General features: G+C 39.2%; 18 protein-coding genes. 3 read left to right on the top strand and 15 right to left on the bottom strand.

What is annotated here, in order from left to right; genetic code table 11:
* Positions 1–63: 63 nt before the first annotated feature.
* From DNJ75_RS11725 to DNJ75_RS11680, 10 genes are all read right to left on the bottom strand, one after another.
* Complete coding sequence (locus DNJ75_RS11725) at positions 64–642, bottom strand: hypothetical protein (protein WP_117003642.1); 579 nt, start codon at positions 640–642, stop codon at positions 64–66.
* On the bottom strand, positions 629–1,708 hold the full coding sequence (locus DNJ75_RS11720; RefSeq protein WP_117003641.1) for a secretion/conjugation apparatus DotM-related subunit: 1,080 nt from the start codon (positions 1,706–1,708) through the stop codon (positions 629–631). The genes DNJ75_RS11725 and DNJ75_RS11720 overlap by 14 nt, the downstream gene beginning before the upstream one ends.
* Positions 1,708–1,995 carry a hypothetical protein gene (locus tag DNJ75_RS11715; protein WP_117003640.1) on the bottom strand — a complete coding sequence of 96 codons (288 nt, stop codon included), beginning with the start codon at positions 1,993–1,995 and terminating at the stop codon, positions 1,708–1,710. The genes DNJ75_RS11720 and DNJ75_RS11715 overlap by 1 nt, the downstream gene beginning before the upstream one ends.
* On the bottom strand, positions 1,992–4,343 hold the full coding sequence (locus tag DNJ75_RS11710) for a type IV secretory system conjugative DNA transfer family protein (RefSeq protein WP_117003639.1): 2,352 nt from the start codon (positions 4,341–4,343) through the stop codon (positions 1,992–1,994). The genes DNJ75_RS11715 and DNJ75_RS11710 overlap by 4 nt, the downstream gene beginning before the upstream one ends.
* Complete coding sequence (gene icmT, locus DNJ75_RS15580; protein WP_117003638.1) at positions 4,336–4,593, bottom strand: IcmT/TraK family protein; 258 nt, start codon at positions 4,591–4,593, stop codon at positions 4,336–4,338. The genes DNJ75_RS11710 and icmT overlap by 8 nt, the downstream gene beginning before the upstream one ends.
* Positions 4,594–4,616: 23 nt before the next feature.
* Positions 4,617–5,738, bottom strand: coding sequence for a type IV pilus twitching motility protein PilT (locus tag DNJ75_RS11700; protein WP_117003637.1), 1,122 nt, complete (start codon positions 5,736–5,738; stop codon positions 4,617–4,619).
* Between the two features lie 9 nt (positions 5,739–5,747).
* Positions 5,748–6,494, bottom strand: a complete 747-nt coding sequence (locus tag DNJ75_RS11695; RefSeq protein ID WP_170137230.1) for a type IV secretory system conjugative DNA transfer family protein — start codon at positions 6,492–6,494, stop codon at positions 5,748–5,750.
* A gap of 11 nt (positions 6,495–6,505) precedes the next feature.
* Positions 6,506–6,991, bottom strand: a complete 486-nt coding sequence (locus DNJ75_RS11690; protein ID WP_117003635.1) for a DotD/TraH family lipoprotein — start codon at positions 6,989–6,991, stop codon at positions 6,506–6,508.
* 58 nt (positions 6,992–7,049) lie between these two features.
* A complete protein-coding gene (locus tag DNJ75_RS11685; RefSeq protein ID WP_117003634.1) occupies positions 7,050–7,484 on the bottom strand; it encodes a hypothetical protein in 435 nt (144 codons plus the stop codon).
* 102 nt (positions 7,485–7,586) lie between these two features.
* Entirely contained in the window at positions 7,587–8,174 is a 588-nt protein-coding gene (locus DNJ75_RS11680) for a hypothetical protein (RefSeq protein WP_117003633.1), read from the bottom strand.
* 280 nt (positions 8,175–8,454) lie between these two features.
* Between DNJ75_RS11680 and DNJ75_RS11675 the strand changes: the two genes are divergently transcribed.
* Positions 8,455–9,057, top strand: coding sequence for a helix-turn-helix domain-containing protein (locus DNJ75_RS11675; protein WP_117003632.1), 603 nt, complete (start codon positions 8,455–8,457; stop codon positions 9,055–9,057).
* Positions 9,058–9,411: 354 nt separating this feature from the next.
* Here DNJ75_RS11675 and DNJ75_RS11670 read toward each other — a convergent pair whose 3' ends face one another.
* A complete protein-coding gene (locus DNJ75_RS11670) occupies positions 9,412–10,164 on the bottom strand; it encodes a response regulator (protein ID WP_117003631.1) in 753 nt (250 codons plus the stop codon).
* A 419-nt stretch (positions 10,165–10,583) separates the two neighbouring features.
* Here DNJ75_RS11670 and prfB point away from each other — a divergent pair.
* A protein-coding gene (gene prfB / locus DNJ75_RS11665; protein ID WP_117003630.1) for a peptide chain release factor 2 occupies positions 10,584–11,679 on the top strand; the annotation gives its coding sequence in 2 pieces (ribosomal slippage) (positions 10,584–10,655 and positions 10,657–11,679; 1,095 coding nt in all).
* A gap of 144 nt (positions 11,680–11,823) precedes the next feature.
* The gene (gene lysS / locus DNJ75_RS11660) at positions 11,824–13,362 is read left to right on the top strand and encodes a lysine--tRNA ligase (protein WP_224742324.1); all 1,539 of its coding nucleotides are present in this window, start codon (positions 11,824–11,826) and stop codon (positions 13,360–13,362) included.
* A gap of 4 nt (positions 13,363–13,366) precedes the next feature.
* Here lysS and DNJ75_RS11655 read toward each other — a convergent pair whose 3' ends face one another.
* The 4 genes from DNJ75_RS11655 to DNJ75_RS11640 form a co-directional block, all read right to left on the bottom strand.
* The gene (locus DNJ75_RS11655; RefSeq protein ID WP_117003629.1) at positions 13,367–14,053 is read right to left on the bottom strand and encodes an HAD family hydrolase; all 687 of its coding nucleotides are present in this window, start codon (positions 14,051–14,053) and stop codon (positions 13,367–13,369) included.
* Between the two features lie 324 nt (positions 14,054–14,377).
* Positions 14,378–15,751 (bottom strand): restriction endonuclease subunit S, encoded by a 1,374-nt coding sequence (locus tag DNJ75_RS11650; protein ID WP_117003628.1) that lies wholly within the window; start codon positions 15,749–15,751, stop codon positions 14,378–14,380.
* Positions 15,751–17,175 carry a class I SAM-dependent DNA methyltransferase gene (locus tag DNJ75_RS11645; RefSeq protein WP_117003627.1) on the bottom strand — a complete coding sequence of 475 codons (1,425 nt, stop codon included), beginning with the start codon at positions 17,173–17,175 and terminating at the stop codon, positions 15,751–15,753. The genes DNJ75_RS11650 and DNJ75_RS11645 overlap by 1 nt, the downstream gene beginning before the upstream one ends.
* Before the next feature lies 1 nt (position 17,176).
* Positions 17,177–18,076, bottom strand: coding sequence for an ATP-binding protein (locus DNJ75_RS11640; RefSeq protein WP_188618924.1), 900 nt, complete (start codon positions 18,074–18,076; stop codon positions 17,177–17,179).
* Positions 18,077–18,257 lie beyond the last annotated feature (181 nt).

Below are 18,257 nucleotides of genomic sequence, written 5' to 3'. Positions count from 1 at the left end.
GCAGCATACTCACAAACAGCATCATAATGCCAGTAACAAGTAGTCATGTAATGTAGCCACATCTCAAATGCGATGAGGTATTGCAGGATCAAAAGATCTCAAGAGTTCAAAACTGGGGAGCCAACGTAGATGAGACAATAATGAATGTCCGCTATCATAGGGCTTGAGCAATAGACCTAGCTGATCTTTGAAATTAGTTTTAAATCCAATAATCTCATCTATTAATTCAGATCGCTCTGATAATTCAGAAATAGCTTCTTGAATAGCAAAAATATTCTGTTTTTGCTTAATCATATTCTGCCATTGATGATAATACTGATTAAGTTCCTGTTGCGAAATATCAGGTAAATAAATAATATGTTGTAGCAGATGTTTGTATTGAGCACTCAAATTCAGATGCTGAACGTAGGTACAAAAATGGCAGGCGAGTGCGAAATTGCTGAAATGATTATTAGTGTAATCAAGATCAAGATTGATAATATAGAGATCAGTGTGCTGTTGTTGGCAGAAATAGCAACTGGTACTTCCCTCAAGTAGCTTTTGTTTGCAATCATTGTATTTTGGTGTGTTAAGACGCTTTAAAAATGTATGGCTGTGATTGGAAGAAGCTAGAAGCTTTAGTTTAATATCAGGATTTATCATGATGTAAAGACTCATAAAGTTGATATTCTTGCTGTAATGCTTTGGACACGTTGTCGATCATGGGCGAAGAAAAAGGCATGTTTAATGAAAGCTCAAATTGCCAATGTGAGATAACAGCAGCGCCTTCACTAAAAAGTGTCTTTCTCCCAACATTATTTAAGGCATACCATAAAGTTCGATTAACGGGTTTTAACCATAAGAATGATGAAGTAGGGACAATACCACCTTTTCTTGCGGTACTTAACAGTGAGCATAACATGGTGTAAGTGTAGTGATGTTTTGTGACAATTTTTTGAATATTATCGTGAGACATACATTCCATTAAATGTTTATTTAAATATTTGTTGAGTTTGTATCGGTTGACAAAGTTTTTTAATTGATTGTTATGTTGGCTGAATTCGTAGTTTAGATAACTTAAAAGCGTGTCAGCTTGCTTGCGTTTATCCAGGATGTATAAGGAAAAGGCAACAGCTAGGCCAGATATTTCAAGACTCTCCTGTGCGACATTGCCACAACGATTGCCAAGTTGTTGACTTAAATTGCTATGTAGTGCAATAAGGTCAAGTCTTTCATTTGGTGTTAAATGATGATGCTGTAAATATTCAACGGGGGTTAATGCTGTGCCAAGGTTGGTTTTGGATGGTGTTTCATTTTTTGGCGTGTAAACCTTGTGAAAGCGTTGAGCAATGAATTGAGATAAGCTTGGCATTGAAAAGGTTTGTCTATATTTTCTATTGGGATGGAAGAAAAAAATGATGATGATAAATGTTATGCCAACACACCAAAAAATAGACATTAGAGCATCACTTGTATTGTAGCCTAAATATTTGAGCTGTTTCAGTGTGACGGTCGATTCTAATACATGATTACACCAATTCATCAACATACTATAGTGGTTATCCCACAGCATAATAATCGACAGTTCAAAGCGTTTTATGATAAATATTGCTCTAATGAGTTGATTGTGAAAAAGCCAGTAAAATAGGAGTAGTGCTAGCAGGATAATGGCAACGATATAAGTTGGTGCCATTCCGTCATCATTACTGCTATTAGCAGAGTTAGACATTAATTATCTCCCAATAGTTTATCAATGTTGATAATGCCTTCATCGATCAGGTTAAGCAAAGCGTCGTAAATAAATAAAACCTGTATTAGATCAAAGTTTGTGTCACTAATACTTTTTGTCATTGAGCTATCAAAAACATAAAGGTAGTTATTATCAGCTTGTGATATTAATGCTTTGATAAAGATCTCTACCTGAGTTAATTTCCCAAAATCTTTTGTTTGTTGATTCTCAATAAAGGTTAGATGATGCTCTTGGATGAGATGTTTCATAATGTTAGTTAAAATCATTTTGCACTCTTTTTATTAGATGTTGTATTGCTCTCAGCTAATGTTTGTTGAAATAGATCCTTCAAATTGACTTGAGATTTTTGCTGTAAGTATTGCTTGGAAAGGTGACTGATATGTTTAAGTTTCTCAAGAATTTGTGCTTTATTTTCATTGAGCTTAACGCCAATCATGGTATTTAGCTTATAAAATAGTTTTTGCAATTCTTGAGCGTTAATCAAATGAAGCGTCATATTTGACTGTGTCAAATCAAAATAATCATTATTGAGTTTATCCTCTAGATCGATAGCATCAAATAGTAGGCTGCCTTTTATCAGAGAATTGATGTCAGTAAGAGGATCCGTTTTTTCATATCGTGTTTGATCAGGACTTTCATGTGAACCATGATGAGCTTGCTCAGCTTCGGCTGTTAGAAATGACTCATCTTCTGAATGTGAAATGTTAATATTCCCAGTCATCCCTTCTTGGAGTAAGGCTGAGCTTAGTGGTAATGCGTCTAATTTCTTGTAATGATGTTTGCCAAAAGCAATTTTAGCTGATTCAATGAAAGCGATAGTATAAGGTTCTACTTTCAAGAAATGATTAATCGCGATGTGCTTTGTTTTTTTAGGTGCAGCGTAAAAAGAGCGCATTCTGACGATGTTTGATTTGAAAAATACATGTGCCTCACCAGGTAATTGATCCTTCAAATCCATAAGATCCAGTCGTGCTCGTTTTTCAATGCCTGCTTCTTTGGAGTCTTTATATCCCAAACTATTGCCATCTTGTCCCATATTATAACTTCTGACGGTTGACACATAAGCTTCTCCTGCTGTTTTGTTAAAAAAGTCCCATGTTTCGGTAGGATCTTCTAATTTCATACATAGCTTAATGTTTGTATTTGCAAAAATGGAAGCGGCTTCTTCTTTGGAGGCTTTTTGGAAAGCAGGAATATCTTGTCCAGCAAACACAACAGAGAAACCAAGTGAGCGTGCCTGAGCAGGAACAACAGCAAACCCTTCTACAGCATAATAGCCGTACTCGTCTAAAATACATAAGAAAGGAGTGTCAGAATTAGAAGGTTTAGATTCGATAACTTCTTTATACTCACCTTGTATTTTTGAGCCAAGACCTGCAGCAAGCATGGCTTTTAATGAAGCAATAATCAATTTTCCTAGATTGGACAACTCGTCTGGTGATTTCTCTAATGCGGGTAATAAAACGACCAAAATACGGCGATTTAGAATCACATCACTAAAATCAACATCTGCAAGGTTGGTACGCATAATATGTGCATAAACATCGGCAAGTGAACCGAATATGCGCGTTAATTGCATGGTGATATAACCGTGCTGTTCATATGTTTTGTCAGACTGCTTACCGACGTTTTTTTCCTGATAACCAGGTAATGTTGCAAGATAGTTATACATCGGATCGGTAACGTCAGTAGGAAGTTTTTCTCGTATGACAACTGTACTGTTGTTGTGATCAAGGACTTTTTGTTTATGAAGCAAATCTTCAACAACATCAAGAATAAAATATCTGCGAATAGTATTGGCTTCAAGTAGTAGATAGCCTTTGTCTCTAAGATAAACAAGTAAACGCATTAATGCTTCAACAAAAGAGATTGCGCGTCCTTTCCACATGTCTCCATCACCTCCACCGCTGTCTGAGGAAGACATCATGCTAACAATTAATTGTGATAGCATGCTTGAAGAGCCCAAGGCAAAGGGATTAAGTGTATTGGATATCATGTCTTTTTGTGGTCCAATAATATCCTCGGCACCTGTCATATAGTTAATTACCAGCAAATCATCCTCGCGTCCCATGAATTTAGCCATTGAAAAAACTTGGGCATAGAGAGAGTTATCACCTTTTCCATCGACATAAATAAAACCTGAGCCTTGAGATAATGCATTAAAAGCAATTGAAAGTAAGGTTTGAGTTTTACCAGAACCTGTCGAGCCTAGTATTAATGCATGAGTGCGCATATCTTCATCGCTAAACCAGACTTCCTGTTTACTAGCAATTTCATTGCCAAAAAAGTAAAGTCCAGAAGGTTTGGAGATTTTTTTTTGGACTAGATTACTATTTGATAAATCAGGATGCTTGGCACCTAAAGGTAAGCGAAAAGGTAATCTTGGAATTTGCCAAAATGCGTTCCAGAAGATCAGCAACATAAATACAAACAGTAAGTCACTGATAAGCGGTAACCAAGTCAATGTGATGAGTGATAACACAAGAACACAAATACTTCCTAAGCGTGATGAACAAAGCTCATAAAGCTGGAAGATTAAGCCGCGAGTGTCACGAATGCTCTCACTTGGGCGTGCTTCTTGTGTGCGTGAGAGTCCTCTTAAACCTTTACTCATTTGAATAACATTTCTCAGTTAGTTTTTCACGACCAAATGACCATTCGCGTAGGTTTAATAGAAATACCCATAACGTTATTTGGTAGCGATTGAGTATAAAAAGAAGAACACAGGTTCCAATACTTAGCGAGATGGTCCAAACCCTGAAATGGAACAAGCATAATAGGATTGGAATAAATACTTGCGCTTCAATAATGAAAAATTTAGGCTTTCTACCTGAATCTCTCCAGTGAGCTTGAGTGTTATACATTGAAAAATCTCTCTTTACTATTATTAATTGTGATGGGGTTGGCAATATAAGTTGTAAGTTTGTGTCGTAATGTGCCCCTTGGACAATAATGTGGTTGCGTGGTCTGTAAGCGAGGTTTGGCGTTGCTCCATTGCCTCTTTGATAATAGGCGCCATCATCTCATTTGATGAAGATAGTAACTTTGTTCTAAGTGCCGCATCAACTACGATATATTCTCTTAAAGCAACTCTTTTCCCATCATTGCTTGGGATGAGAGTCTGCCAAATAATGGCGGAAACCGTACTAAAAAAATCATAATAAATGCGTTGTTTTTCTGCGTGCGGAAAAAGCATGAGTAATCGATTAATCGCTTGCATGACAGATTGGCTGTGTAGTGTGCTAAATACGCTATGCCCAGTAAGAGCAGCTTCGATGACTGCTGAGATTGTTGCATTGTCTCGTGACTCTCCAACCATGATTGCTGTTGGGGTGCGCCTTAAAGCATTTCTAATGGCGTAGGCAAAGCTAGGCAGACATCTAGGGACTTCTGACTGCGAAGTAATAGAGTTTCCAGTGTGTGCAGGTAGGATATATTCTATAGGAGATTCAAAAGTGATGATCTTTTCTCCTAAGACACTTTTTGCTGCTCTTAATGCAAGCATGGATGCCAATAATGTCGACTTCCCTGAGCCAGTTGCGCCGCACACAAGGACAATACCATCGTTAATAAAGCTTAACTTAATGAGCTCTTCAGGTAATAATAATGTATCTATAGACGGAGGTGTGGTCGTTAAAACACGCATAGAGACCTGAATCCCAAGCTTTTCATATTGGTTAATCAAACTTGCGTTGATTCTGAATCTTAATTTATGATCTGAGTTAACTCTATGTGTGTAGCTAAAATCCAAATCACTTCCACTGAGTACCTTGGCGGCAGCATTGCTTCCATATAACAAGTTAATAAAGTCTTCAATTTCACTGCCACTTAGCCCTCTGTCGGTAAGTTTTATCTGTTGACCGTAGCGAACAGCAAAAATCGGGCTATCTATTTGTAGCGTTAAATCACTAATATCATTTTCTGCAGTGTAAGTTAGTAACATATCATAATGACAATGCAAAAAATAAGGCGGATCATGTGCAAATAATGTAGATATTGCCGTTGTCATAGCCTCACCTTAATTAGTCGGTAAAAGGTTATGCAATGGATCAAGCATTGCCTGCCATCGTGTTGGGTTGTCTTGAAATTGAGGCACAATCTCCAGATTGATTTCTTTATTATCAATCGCTAAATTGCGTTGATCGGACAAAATTGCTTTTGTTGCTGTTGTAACATATGGGGAGGTAATCATATTGCGATTAATCAACTCATAGTACATCAGCATTCCGTTAAAGTCCCTGCTTAATTCGTGTATGTTTTGTTTAAAAATATCAATCGCTTGTTCAACACCTTTTTCCCAGCCATAGTAAATAGCTAGCTTCCAAACCTTTTGTTCCTGAGCATTGGCAGGTAAAACTGAGCGATCTGGAATTTCAGGTCTGGAAAAGTTAGTGATCAGGTAGTCACGCCAAGTAGGGACATTTGAGACAAAATAGGCTTGCTTTGTAATATGATAGATTTGACCATTGAGTGTGATTTTACGGTTATCTGTATTAATACTCGACTTATTGTATCCCGTCTCAATGACCGGCGGTAGAATATGTTCATTCAGTAATAAACCATTGAAGTTATAGGTTTGATATAACATGGCTGAAAGTTTATCAAGATATTTATTAATCATGTTTTGTCCTTCATAAAGCCCGCTTTGTGTGCCTAATTCCAATGCGGCTTCTTTAACTGCTTTTTGCCTTAATGTAAGGTTAGCCCTATCGTATTGAACAATCGGAGTATTGCTGGTTAAATTTTCTAGTTGATGTAAGTCCATTGCGATCATGCTTATAAATACCTGACACTGATAACTTTTGCTTCTGTATTAATGTTTAGGCTTGCTTGTTTCCCTGTTTGAACAGCAAGGTTTCTTAAAATATTAATGGCGGAATCCTCAATAGGAGCATTAAGCTGACCAATGACTACGATAATTGGGAAGGGTGGTGTTTTGCCGAAGTACTGCACTTTAAAGTTTACTGCTAAGCCAATTTGAGTGAGCACATTTTCTAATGGACCATAATAAGTAAGCGACAATTTTTTCAAAAGTGCGTGATCTTCAATATTAGCAAAAGGAATTTTTGGATTTCCATAGCGAATGGTGTTTGAACGATTAAGTTCATTCAATGATTGCTGGACAGATTCACTGGCATCTTTAAGTTCATTGATCACAATGTTATTAACATACTCAGGATGATATTTTTGAGGTGAATGACTGTCGATATGACTGCACGCACTAAGTAAGAGTAAGCTTAAAATTGATAAATGTGTTTTCATAAGTAAGTTCTTATCCAAGTAAAATAAGTTAACGGTAGTGGCGTTAATCGTTTATGTTTTATTTTGTATCGGCATCTGGGTCTATACCAAAGATGTTCTTGTTAATCTTAAATTCCTGAAGAGATCCAGATTTGCCCATATCATTGGAAATCGTTGATTGAAACATTTGGATACCAGGCGCAAGGCAAGTTAATAAAACACCAAGTACTAAGTGCCCCCCACCATTTTTAATATGCTCACCTTGACTCTGTGCGCCTTGATTGTGGTGTTTTCTAAATAGTTGGATAGCGCTGTAGATAAACCACATGCCAACTAATGTGGCAACAATAGTGATAAATGTTTTTATTTGGCTAAAAAAAGTGATGATACCTGTTGCCCACGCTTTGAAATCACCCTTTGTAGGGTCCGCAGCGTAGCTTATCGCACAGGTAAGAAATAAGATAGCGACTACTGCGCAAACTTTTTTAATTGTGGATCGATTGATTGTTTTCATGATTCATTCTCCGTTGTTGTAGGTATGTTTTATAAACTTAAATAAGGTTTTTGTAATCAAATATGGTTTTGTGCGATTAGTAGTAATCGCTTAATTGTCGACTCAACTCCCAGAAAAATACTGTTTAAAATCATAAATATTATTTAAAATAGTAAAGCAGGTCGCTGCATTCATGCCAATTACACCAGCAATAAGATGGCTGATAACCTGACCAATCCCGCCTTCTCTTTGTCCTTCAGAGACTTTAATTAGAAGAAAAATCCCACGGATCAAAGAAATAAAGCCAACAATGGCAAGCAGAGAAAAAATCAAATATTTTTGTGCAATATCTACCTCTTCGGCTTTTTCTGCAAAGGATGCATATTCACTGATTGTCTTAATCGGATCAAGCGGCATGTCTTGGGGGAATAAAGTGGTACTGACCATCTCTAAAAAGCCACTCATTGATAGTAATACCACACCAGCAAAAAACATAAGCACAGTGGTGGAGGGCGCATAATAACGAAACATCTGCTGTGTTTTCCCGTGCTTAGATAGACGAATAATTGCAACAAATAAGATACATAGCCCCATAATGACACCTATACCACGGACAAAATCGAAAACCGTAAAATCCATACCGCCTGCGCCTGTTGTGCCAAGCAAGCTTTGGATAATATTAGAGATATACTTTGTAACTGTTGTATCCATGCTATCACATGTGCTTTTGCTTTTAATTTCGCTTAAAGTGAATTTTTCGCGACAAAGGATTTTCTTTCAATCGAATTGAGACAACTTCATCATTCTGTCTTAAACAATACATCTCTGTTTCTTTGTTTTGCAAAATGACAAATATAGTTACTTTATGTTTCTATAAATTATTAATGATTACGTAGTTTTACGCTTTTTTTCATAAAATCATTCATATACCATTTGTGGCTGCTAGAGAAGGTAATTATGTTTAAGATTTTTTGTCATTATGGGGAATATTATGACGCAGCATGAATATGCTTTTTTTGAAAAGGATAAACTTGGCAGATTAGTAAATATTAATAAGCAGTACTTATTGTATCTTGGTGTCGAAGATGAGAAAGAGTTGCAGGGAAAGAGTGAAGTGGATATAGCAGAGCTAAAACCATTTCATAAAATCTATTCAACGGGTGAAAAGGAAGCACGCTTACTTAAAGGGGTTTCTATACAAAAAGAGTTATTTTATTTCAGTGATAAAGGTCCGGAGTCAATCATTACGACGAGAACATATCTCAATTTGGACAAAGTCGAGATCAGGGGCTTCTTTTTTAAGATAGCAAAGACTCCTGTAACTTGGGATGGCAAAAGCCTGACGATATGGAATTACTTCAAACCCGTCAAATTATCACTTTTAAAGTTTTATGTACTAACATTAAAATGTAGAGGACACAACAACCTTGAAATTGCTAATCGCATCTTTCGTGCTGAGTCCACAGTAAGAAATATTGTTCAGGACTTATACTGTCTTTTTGAGGTGTATGACTTTGTCACCCTAACTCGTTACTATGATTTAGGCTGCTGGCTTAATAAATTGACCATACATTTGTTGAGTGAAAATTTTTAGCAAAAGCCAAGCGATGATGGGGAAGCATAAGGCTTTATTTTCCCTCCCGATCAAGCAGGCTTCATTCTTAAAAGAGCGTCCATTGGTAGTTCTTCAAATACCTTTGATACAATGGAAAGAGGAACTCCTTCTGCGAGCATAATCTCTGCACTGCATAGTTTATTTGCGTGTACCATTTGTGTTTGATAGAATAGCGAACACATACATTATCTCCTTGTTAAATTATATCCATCGTGAGCTTGCGATTAAAGGCATTAACCCAGCCGATTACAATTATCCCTCGTCAACTGTAACATATCCAACCAAAACAAGCTATTTAATGAAAAAGATGATCATTTATTGTAATTTTATGGTTTATGGCTTTTCAGAAAGAATTTCTTCTGTTGAGCTTTCCCAGCGAATTGGGGCGCTGAACATATACCCTGTCCCATGCACGGTTTTAATTATCTGAGGGGTCTGAGGGTCGCTTTCTATTTTTCTTCTAATTCTTAGAACCATCATGTCTAAATTTCTATCCAAGCCATTATATTCTCTACCATATAGTTTCATAATGAGACTATCTCTAGACAACGGTTCTCCATGATGCTCAATGAGTAATTGCAATACCTCAAATTCTTTTGTTGTCAATTCAATAGAAATGCCATTAGTAGTGTGTGTTAGTGATCTCTCTTTAATATTGAAGCACCAATCTTTGAAATAGGCGTATTGAGAGCGTTTTTGTTCTAATTTCTCGTTTTGTAATTCTAGCGATCGTCGCAGGACTGCTTTAATTGCAGCTATTAGCACTTTGGGGTTGAATGGCTTTGTTATATAGTGGTCTGCTCCTACCTCATAAGATAAAACTCTATCAATGTCATCGTCTGAGGCTGTGAGCATAATGGTTGGTATAGGAGATTTGGTATGCAATTTTCTACAAAAATCGATGCCATTCTCTAGGGGAAGGTCAATGTCTAGTAGGATTAAATCAGGTGGATCCTGCTTAATATGTCTACTTGCATCATGGGCATTAGCTACTGCGCATGCTTTAAAGTTATTTCGAGTCAGCATGGCGGATAGCAGATTTCTAACTTCGCTGTCATCATCAACGATTAAAATAGTTTCTTGCATTGTTGTGCTCTTCTAGTAAATTATACGCTTCAGGGTGGAATGTTTGCGCTTAAGCCAATTATGCAGGCATAGAGTACAGCAAACACAAGACTCACATGGTACTGGAGAGTGCACACATTCACTGAAGCATTACACTTAAGATACAGAGTGTATAGAGCAAAAAATAATAACTCAATAGCCGCAATTGGTTTTAAGACTCAATGTAACTAAAAAAGACAAAATGTGAATTTTATGCAAAGAGACTTGCAAAGTGATTTTTAATGGTAGTGTCACAGTACCAACTGCACCAGAGTAAAAACTGAAGTGTGTAGTGACATTAGCCAATCGAGTAATGGTGAGAGGAAAAACAATTCGCAGCTGAGTCAAGCTTATGCTAGAATATCGACCACTTTAACGCCAATCAAATAAAATTTTCTGTAATGGAAGTAAATAGCTATAAAACACAATTAAAAGAGATGGCAATGCGCTTGGATACACTTCGGGGGTATCTTTGACTTTGCCCATAAAAAAGAGCGTTTAGACGAAGTATTAATGGAGTTGGAAAATCCAGCGATTTGGAATGATCCAGAGAATGCGCAAACGCTAGGTAAAGAAAAAACAGCCCTTGAAGTGGTTGTTAATAATGTCATAACGCTGGATAAGGGAATTATTGATGCGCTAGAGATGATTGATTTTGCACAAGAGGCTGATGATGAGAGCATCTTGCAAGAGGTGATTACCGAAATTGATCATTTGGAGTCTGCGTTAGCTAAGCTTGAGTTTATGCGTATGTTTAATAACCCAATGGATCCAAATGATGCGTTTTTGGATGTGCAATCTGGCTCGGGAGGCACTGAAGCGCAAGATTGGGCACAAATGCTTATGCGTATGTATCTACGTTGGGGCGAGGCGCATGGCTTAAAAACGGAATTGATTGAAGTGTCAGATGGTGATGTTGCGGGTATTAAGAGCTGCACGATTCGTTTTGAAGGTGAGTATGCCTATGGTTGGCTTAGGACTGAGACGGGTGTGCATCGTTTGGTGCGTAAGTCACCGTTTGATTCAGGCAACCGTCGTCATACGTCATTTGCATCGGTTTTTGTCTCCCCTGAGGTGAGTGATGATATCGAGATCGAGATTAACCCTGCGGATTTGCGCATTGATACGTATCGCGCGTCAGGTGCTGGTGGGCAGCATGTCAACCGTACAGATTCAGCGGTAAGAATTACGCATGAGCCATCAGGTATTGTCGTGCAATGTCAGAATGATCGCTCACAACATAAAAACAAAGATCAAGCGATGAAGCAGCTAAAATCAAAGTTATATGAGCTAGAGATGCACAAGCGCAATGCTGAAAAACAAGCACTTGAAGAGTCTAAATCAGATATCGGTTGGGGCAGCCAAATTCGCTCTTATGTACTTGATCAATCAAGAATCAAAGATCTAAGAACCTCAGTAGAGAACACCAATACACAAGCAGTGCTTGACGGTGATTTAGATAAATTTATCGAAGCCAGCTTGAAAATGGGTTTGTAATAGCCAGATTGCTAAAATTGGCATGATACACCATAGGAGCGTGTTGCATATAATGTAGCGGGGCGTATTGAAAATGATGCAGCGTAGGGGCGTATCGAATACGCCTTTAAATAAAGATTAAAATAAAAAACTGGAATAACAGCCATGACAGAACAAGTTCAAGATCAAGTGATGACAAAAGAAGAAGCGCAAATCGAAGAAAATAATCAGATCCAAGTGCGCAAAGAAAAGCTTAAAGAGCATACCGAATCAAATAATGGCATTGCTTTTGCTAATGATTTCAAACCCAATGCCGCAGCAGCGTGTTTGCAAGCACGATATGGTAAGATCGAAAAAGCAGAGTTAGAAGCGTTGGCAGATAAGCCAACGGTAAAAATTGCCGGACGCATTATGCTCAAGCGTGTTATGGGTAAAGCATCTTTTATCACGCTTCAGGATATGTCAGGTCGTATTCAAGCATATATTCGCAAAAATGATTTAGCAGAAGGCGAGTATGATCGCTTTAACGCGCATTGGGACTTGGGCGATATCGTTGGCGTTGAAGGCTCATTGTTTAAGACCAATACCGGTGAGCTATCAGTGCACGCAACGAGCATTAAGTTGTTAACTAAAGCCATTCGCCCATTGCCTGATAAGTTTCATGGGTTATCCGATCAAGAAACGCGTTATCGCCAACGCTATGTTGATTTGATGACTAATAGTGAGAGTCGCAAAGTTTTCCAGACGCGCTCTAAAATGATTCAGTTCATTCGCCGCTATTTTGATGAACACCGCTTTATGGAAGTTGAAACGCCAATGATGCATGTGATTCCAGGGGGAGCTTCAGCAAAGCCTTTTGCAACACATCACAATGCATTAGATATGCCGCTTTATTTGCGTATTGCGCCTGAGCTTTACCTAAAACGTTTGGTTGTTGGTGGTTTCGATCGCGTGTATGAGATTAATCGTAACTTCAGAAATGAAGGTTTATCAACGCGTCATAACCCTGAATTTACCATGATTGAGTTTTACCAAGCCTATGCTGACTATAAGGATCTGATGGATTTAACCGAAGATTTATTGCGCAAGATGGCTGAAGAAGTGCTAGGCACTACTGATATTCATTACCAAGGTCAAGACTATGATTTGGCACAACCTTTTGTGCGTATGAGTATGTTTGACTCAATTTTACATTTCAATCAAGAGATTACTAAAGAGCAGTTGAGTGATTTTGACCAAGCGGTAGCAATCGCTAAAAAGCTAGGCATTAAAGTGGAATCACACTACGGTTTAGGTAAAGTGCAAACAGAGATTTTTGAAGAAACAGTTGAGCATCGATTGATTCAGCCAACCTTTATTACCGAGTATCCAGCCGAGGTTTCACCATTGGCACGTCGCAATGATGATAATCCTTTTATTACCGATCGCTTTGAGTTCTTTATTGGTGGGCGCGAAATTGCTAATGGTTTCTCTGAGTTAAATGATGCAGAAGATCAAGCTGAGCGCTTTAAGGCGCAAGTTGCAGCAAAAGATGCAGGCGATGATGAAGCGATGTTTTATGATGCGGATTATATCCGTGCGTTAGAGTATGGCTTAGCACCTACCGCAGGTGAGGGTATTGGCATTGATAGACTAGTGATGTTTTTCACCAATAGCGCATCAATCCGTGACGTGATCTTATTCCCGCATATGCGCCCTGAATAATTTTTTATGAGTTAACTATTTCTAACTGCTGCCAGCTTCTTACTTCCCACGTATTATCATGAGCTAATAATGCTAATTTAGGATCTGGATTCACGCAAATTGCTTTATCAACAAGTTTTAATAATGGCGCATCATTAATTGAGTCAGAGTAAAAAGTGCTTTGCTCAAATGCTACGGATTGTTTTTGAAGCCATTGTTGATAGTAGTGAACTTTGCCGCTACCAAAACTCAGTGGTTCGATAACGCCACCGGTGAGTTTGCCATTTTCTTTGACACTTTGTACACCGATAATATTTTCTTGATCAAATCCAAGTAAAAGACCAATGGGGCGCACTAAATCGATCAAGCTTGCGGATATTAATAAAATCTGATCTCCCTTTGCTACATGCTCCTTAATTGCTTGGTGGGATTCAGGGTAAGTGAAGTTCTTGACAATAAAGTGGGCAAAGTCTTTTAATGTGTTTTGTAATGAGCTTTCATTGTGTCCAATTAGGGGTTGTAAGATAAAGTGGCAAAACCCAAGCATATCGACTTCACCGGCATGATAGGCGCGATCGTATGCCTCTTTGGTTGCCATAAAAGTTTTAGGGTTGTTAACCAGTTCCTGATCACATAGATATTTTGCCCATTCATTGGAGCAGTCAACAGAAATAAGCGTGTGATCAAGATCAAAAATAGCGATATCAGACATGGTTTTGGCGTGGTGTTACGGTGAGTTTGTAGATATGATGATAAGCGATATGAACTTTGTCAAATAGAAATCTGAGGGGTGTTATGAGAGCTCAGTATCATTTTACGGGTTTCCTGCAGAGCCCTCCATTTTTCCCTGTTTTACAAACAATGGGTACCTTGGTGAAATCTCAGCTGCCATCTATTATCTCTAAAAACCCATATCGAACTTCTGTTAGCGCGTAATTCGGGTCTAGTCGGAATACGTCAGTAAACCGGTCATAGTGATTTTAAAATAGTTCTCTATCCCTTACGTCATCTATCTTTGCGGGGATTCTGTTTAAATCTAGTACAATCTATCCATATTACCTCTTAAACCGACAGGGCTATTATTTTCATTTATTACCATAGCCTTACTCTTTATATTTTGAGTGAATGCTTCTTTTAACACCGTCTGCATCAGTTGCTCGGCGTGGGTCTGGTTTTGGTTAATTTGGCTTTCCAGTTGATCGCAGAGGACGAGTAGTTTTTCGACTTTATCGATAATAGTCGCTTGTTCAGAAGGGGACGGAACTGGGATAGCAAGCTCTTTCAGTCTACTGGCCTTTATCCCCTTCGCCGTAACACCCGTTGCATTGTGTACTAGGTAATCCTGATAGAAAGGGGAGAGAATAAAAAACATGTATAGCTTACTTTTTATCTCTGATGAGTGCCCTTGCAGTGTAATCAAGCGTTGACCGGTGCTTATTTCTTCATCGGCAACAGTTAAAAGACATACGTTCCCTAAAGGTGCTTCCGTCGTAAATAGCAAATCACCAGTGACAGGGAAACCACGTGTCATCCTCTCTTCATACTCCTCCCTAGAGATAAAATCCTCAGGCAAAAGTGATAGCGTTCCCTTTTTTACATTTTTGGCGGTTATCAAACGTATTCCAGAAGACAGCTTCTTGGGGGTCTTCCCACGATAGTCAATGAAATTGAAGATGCTTCCCAATTTGCACCACTCCCACCCCTGTGGCAGATCAAACGGTTTTTCCTCATCACTAATCGGCGATAGTGATTTTTGCGCTTTGATTTTCTTCTTTTTGACCAATTGGTTTTTTTCGGTGGCGATGCGTTTGAGCAATTCGCTTGCAGGTTCTACATCGGGATTTTGTGCGCGCCAGTCTGCAGTTAGCTTGCCTTCGATGGCTTCCTGCAAAATTTGTTGTCTCAGTTTTTTCAGTAAGATTTGTTGGTGGGTGAGCTCGGATTTTAGTTCTTCCTCTTCCCTAAAAATTGACTTGAATTTATCAACGATCTCACGCTGACGCAGAATAGTTGGCAATGGTATTTCAATTTCTTGAATCTTCTTCACTGATAATGCGACATTGGCAGCACCGCTCATCAACGGCACGAGAACCTGATCTTTCAACTGCGACAAATACAGGTGAAGAAACTGGATATCCAGCTTATTGTTATCCTTGCTGGTAAGCGCAACCAGAATGGAACCAAGTGCAAATTTTCCTTCTTGGTAATGCACATTTTTAAGACTAGCATGTCCATGCCCTGTTGATGATACAAGAGGAATACATATAGCCTTGGTATCAAACTGATAGGTATTGCTGCTTTTCCGTTCCGCTCCTGTGGTTACCAAGGGGTAATCGCCTGGTTCCGCCTTGGCCAATCCCGTTGAGCCTTTCTCAAAATTACACAGAGATTTGAGCTTAACAAAATCCACTACACCAACTCCTTACGCAGTTGATCAAGCAACTGATCACCCTTTTCGAAGGACTGATGTAGTAGGTCTAGAAGTTGGCTACTGCTATATTGGTTTTCTTCTTCCGGGCGATGCGGATTTTTGATGTCTAGGTTATAGCCATTGCCCTTAATAGTCTCGATATCCACCTGCCAGGCCAGCTCGTTGGCTTCGCGGTTTTTCCACCAAGCTTTGAGGGTATTGAATTCCGCCAGCTGAATCGGTTTGGTTTTTGAGTAGGCTTTGTAGCCTTCTGGTAGTTTGTGTTCGTAATACCAGATATTTTTGGTTGGCTCACCTTTGGTGAAGAACAGCAGGTTGGTTGCCACGGAGGCATAGGGCTGGAAAACCGAATTGGGCAGACGCACAATTGTGTGCAGATTGCAGTCTTCCAGTAGTTTCTGACGAATACGCTGCTTCACACCATCGCCGGTAAGCGAGCCATCGGGCAGCACAATGGCGGCACGGCCACCCTCTTTAAGTAGGTGAATCATCAAAATTAGAAACAGGTCTGCCGATTCCTTGGTGCGGTAAGTCTGCGGAAAGTTGTTTTCATTATTGTTGGAAACCACACCGCCAAAAGGCGGGTTGGCTATGATCACATCCACGCGAGCTTTGCGTGTGTATTCGCTCAAGGGGCGTTGAAGGGAGTCGCCAAACTGAATGTCGGGCGTGGTAATGTCATGCAACACCAGATTAGTATTTGCCAGCATATAGGGCAGTGGTTTGTATTCCCAGCCGCGCACGTTGTGGCCAATTGCTTCACGCTCGGTTACATTGCTTGCTGTAGATTTCAAGTGTTCGATTACGGCAGTCAAAAAGCCGCCGGTTCCACAAGCGGGGTCAAGCACAGCTTCTCCGTGTGCAGGGTTGACCATCTCTGTCATGAACTGGGTAATGGCACGAGGGGTATAGAATTCGCCCAGGGTGCCTGCGCTTTGCAGTTCACTGAGAAACGTTTCATAAATCTGGCCGAACAGGTGTAAGTCTTTACTATTGTTGAAATCAATCTCGTTAAGCTTGTTAATCACCTGACGCAAATGAATGCCAGATTTCATGTAGTTGTAGTTATTGGCAAACACTTCGTGTACCAATACGGCCCGTCGGTTGGCAGTGGACAAGTCGATCTCGGACAGAGTCGGAAATAACTTGCGATCCACAAACTGCAACAATTCATCGCCGGTCATACCTTCGTCGTCACCGGCCCATTCATCCCAGTGCAGTTCGGCGGGGATGGGCGAGGTGTAGTTATCGTCCATTAACTCTAGCTCTTTATCCTTGTCACTGAAAATTTTCAGAAACAGCATCCAGCCCAATTGTAGAATGCGTAGTTCATCACTACCGGTGCCAGTGTCTTGTCGCATGATATTGCGGGCGGATTTTACGATGCCTGATATGTTTGCCATGTTATTGGATGTTTCCTATTTGTTTTTCTTTAAACCATTCTTCGGTAATTTTGCAGTTTGAGCTATTAGGGCTTGGATTTGATTTATGTATTTTTAGGTGAAGCGGCATTGATACACAATTGCCGAAAACCAAGGCTTCGCCCGGAATAGACTGTTTAATTTTGTTTGTGAAATCATCAGAGAAATAAGGCAATATCGCTTGGATATAGTGCATATCCTTTTCATTCTGGACACGATGAATGATGAAGTTTGCACATTGAGAAAGAACGGTTTCTGACAATTCAGATGGTCTTTGGGATGAAACCATCAAATAAAATGAGTACTTTCTGCCCTCGCGCGCAATTTTTTCAAAAATATTTTCTTTTAGCAGGTAGTCGTAGTGTTTTTTTATGTAGCGATGCGCTTCATCCAGAATTAAGTGGATTGGCTTCTTCCTGCGATTGTCTCCAACTAACTTTTTTCTTTGATCAAATAAAAGCCTTGATACTACGCTGGTCAGTGTTTCAAGAATATCAGGGCTTAGCTCGCTGGTATCAATAATCACCAATTGAGACTGCATACTTTCTTCGCCCCATAATTGCTCAAAGAAAGCTTCACTGGACTTAATTTTCTCTGCATCACGCATAAAATGGCAATCTGGATTATCGAGAAAGTAATCGAGACGCGTCATCATAGTGGCTGTATAGCCCCTAATCTGTTTGTTACCCCTAGCATCTTCTTCTAAAAGAACTAATTCGGCTGCTATCTTCAAGAATTTGCAATCAAAGAATTCACCACTCTTAATTTTCGAATTTACTACTTCTTGAAATTTATCCTTATCCACTTCTTGGGCAACAGTTTCTGTTGCCTTATTTAGCTTATCCTTGTTTTCTCCATAAGCTATGGTACAGGCTTTTTGCAAAGAGCCTATTTGATCTAATAATTCGGGCGCATTCGCAATTTGTGGGTATTTTAGGAAGCCATTGCTAACCCGCCTGCATAAGCCATTCTTTCAATATCTTCCCATCGCCCAGCCTTGTAAAAAGACCGTATGAATAACATATCATTAGCGCTGTCCTCTTTCCAATAAATGGAGTTACCTT

The sequence above is a fragment of the Cysteiniphilum litorale genome (assembly GCF_003428165.1).
In the GTDB taxonomy this organism is placed as follows: Bacteria; Pseudomonadota; Gammaproteobacteria; order Francisellales; family Francisellaceae; genus Caedibacter; species Caedibacter litoralis.
Note: the sequence above shows the minus strand (reverse complement) of the source record. Positions and strands in the feature narration are given on the sequence as shown.

What these genes read in the sequence shown, in the direction of transcription:
- DNJ75_RS11655 (WP_117003629.1), bottom strand. Translation starts at nt 14,053, where the DNA reads ATGTCTGATATCGCTATTTTTGATCTTGATCACACGCTTATTTCTGTT.
- lysS (WP_224742324.1), top strand. Translation starts at nt 11,824, where the DNA reads ATGACAGAACAAGTTCAAGATCAAGTGATGACAAAAGAAGAAGCGCAA.
- icmT (WP_117003638.1), bottom strand. Translation starts at nt 4,593, where the DNA reads ATGTATAACACTCAAGCTCACTGGAGAGATTCAGGTAGAAAGCCTAAA.
- DNJ75_RS11710 (WP_117003639.1), bottom strand. Translation starts at nt 4,343, where the DNA reads ATGAGTAAAGGTTTAAGAGGACTCTCACGCACACAAGAAGCACGCCCA.
- DNJ75_RS11680 (WP_117003633.1), bottom strand. Translation starts at nt 8,174, where the DNA reads ATGGATACAACAGTTACAAAGTATATCTCTAATATTATCCAAAGCTTG.
- DNJ75_RS11695 (WP_170137230.1), bottom strand. Translation starts at nt 6,494, where the DNA reads ATGGACTTACATCAACTAGAAAATTTAACCAGCAATACTCCGATTGTT.
- DNJ75_RS11720 (WP_117003641.1), bottom strand. Translation starts at nt 1,708, where the DNA reads ATGTCTAACTCTGCTAATAGCAGTAATGATGACGGAATGGCACCAACT.
- DNJ75_RS11690 (WP_117003635.1), bottom strand. Translation starts at nt 6,991, where the DNA reads ATGAAAACACATTTATCAATTTTAAGCTTACTCTTACTTAGTGCGTGC.
- DNJ75_RS11725 (WP_117003642.1), bottom strand. Translation starts at nt 642, where the DNA reads ATGATAAATCCTGATATTAAACTAAAGCTTCTAGCTTCTTCCAATCAC.
- DNJ75_RS11700 (WP_117003637.1), bottom strand. Translation starts at nt 5,738, where the DNA reads ATGACAACGGCAATATCTACATTATTTGCACATGATCCGCCTTATTTT.
- DNJ75_RS11670 (WP_117003631.1), bottom strand. Translation starts at nt 10,164, where the DNA reads ATGCAAGAAACTATTTTAATCGTTGATGATGACAGCGAAGTTAGAAAT.
- DNJ75_RS11715 (WP_117003640.1), bottom strand. Translation starts at nt 1,995, where the DNA reads ATGATTTTAACTAACATTATGAAACATCTCATCCAAGAGCATCATCTA.
- DNJ75_RS11645 (WP_117003627.1), bottom strand. Translation starts at nt 17,175, where the DNA reads ATGGCAAACATATCAGGCATCGTAAAATCCGCCCGCAATATCATGCGA.
- DNJ75_RS11685 (WP_117003634.1), bottom strand. Translation starts at nt 7,484, where the DNA reads ATGAAAACAATCAATCGATCCACAATTAAAAAAGTTTGCGCAGTAGTC.
- DNJ75_RS11675 (WP_117003632.1), top strand. Translation starts at nt 8,455, where the DNA reads ATGACGCAGCATGAATATGCTTTTTTTGAAAAGGATAAACTTGGCAGA.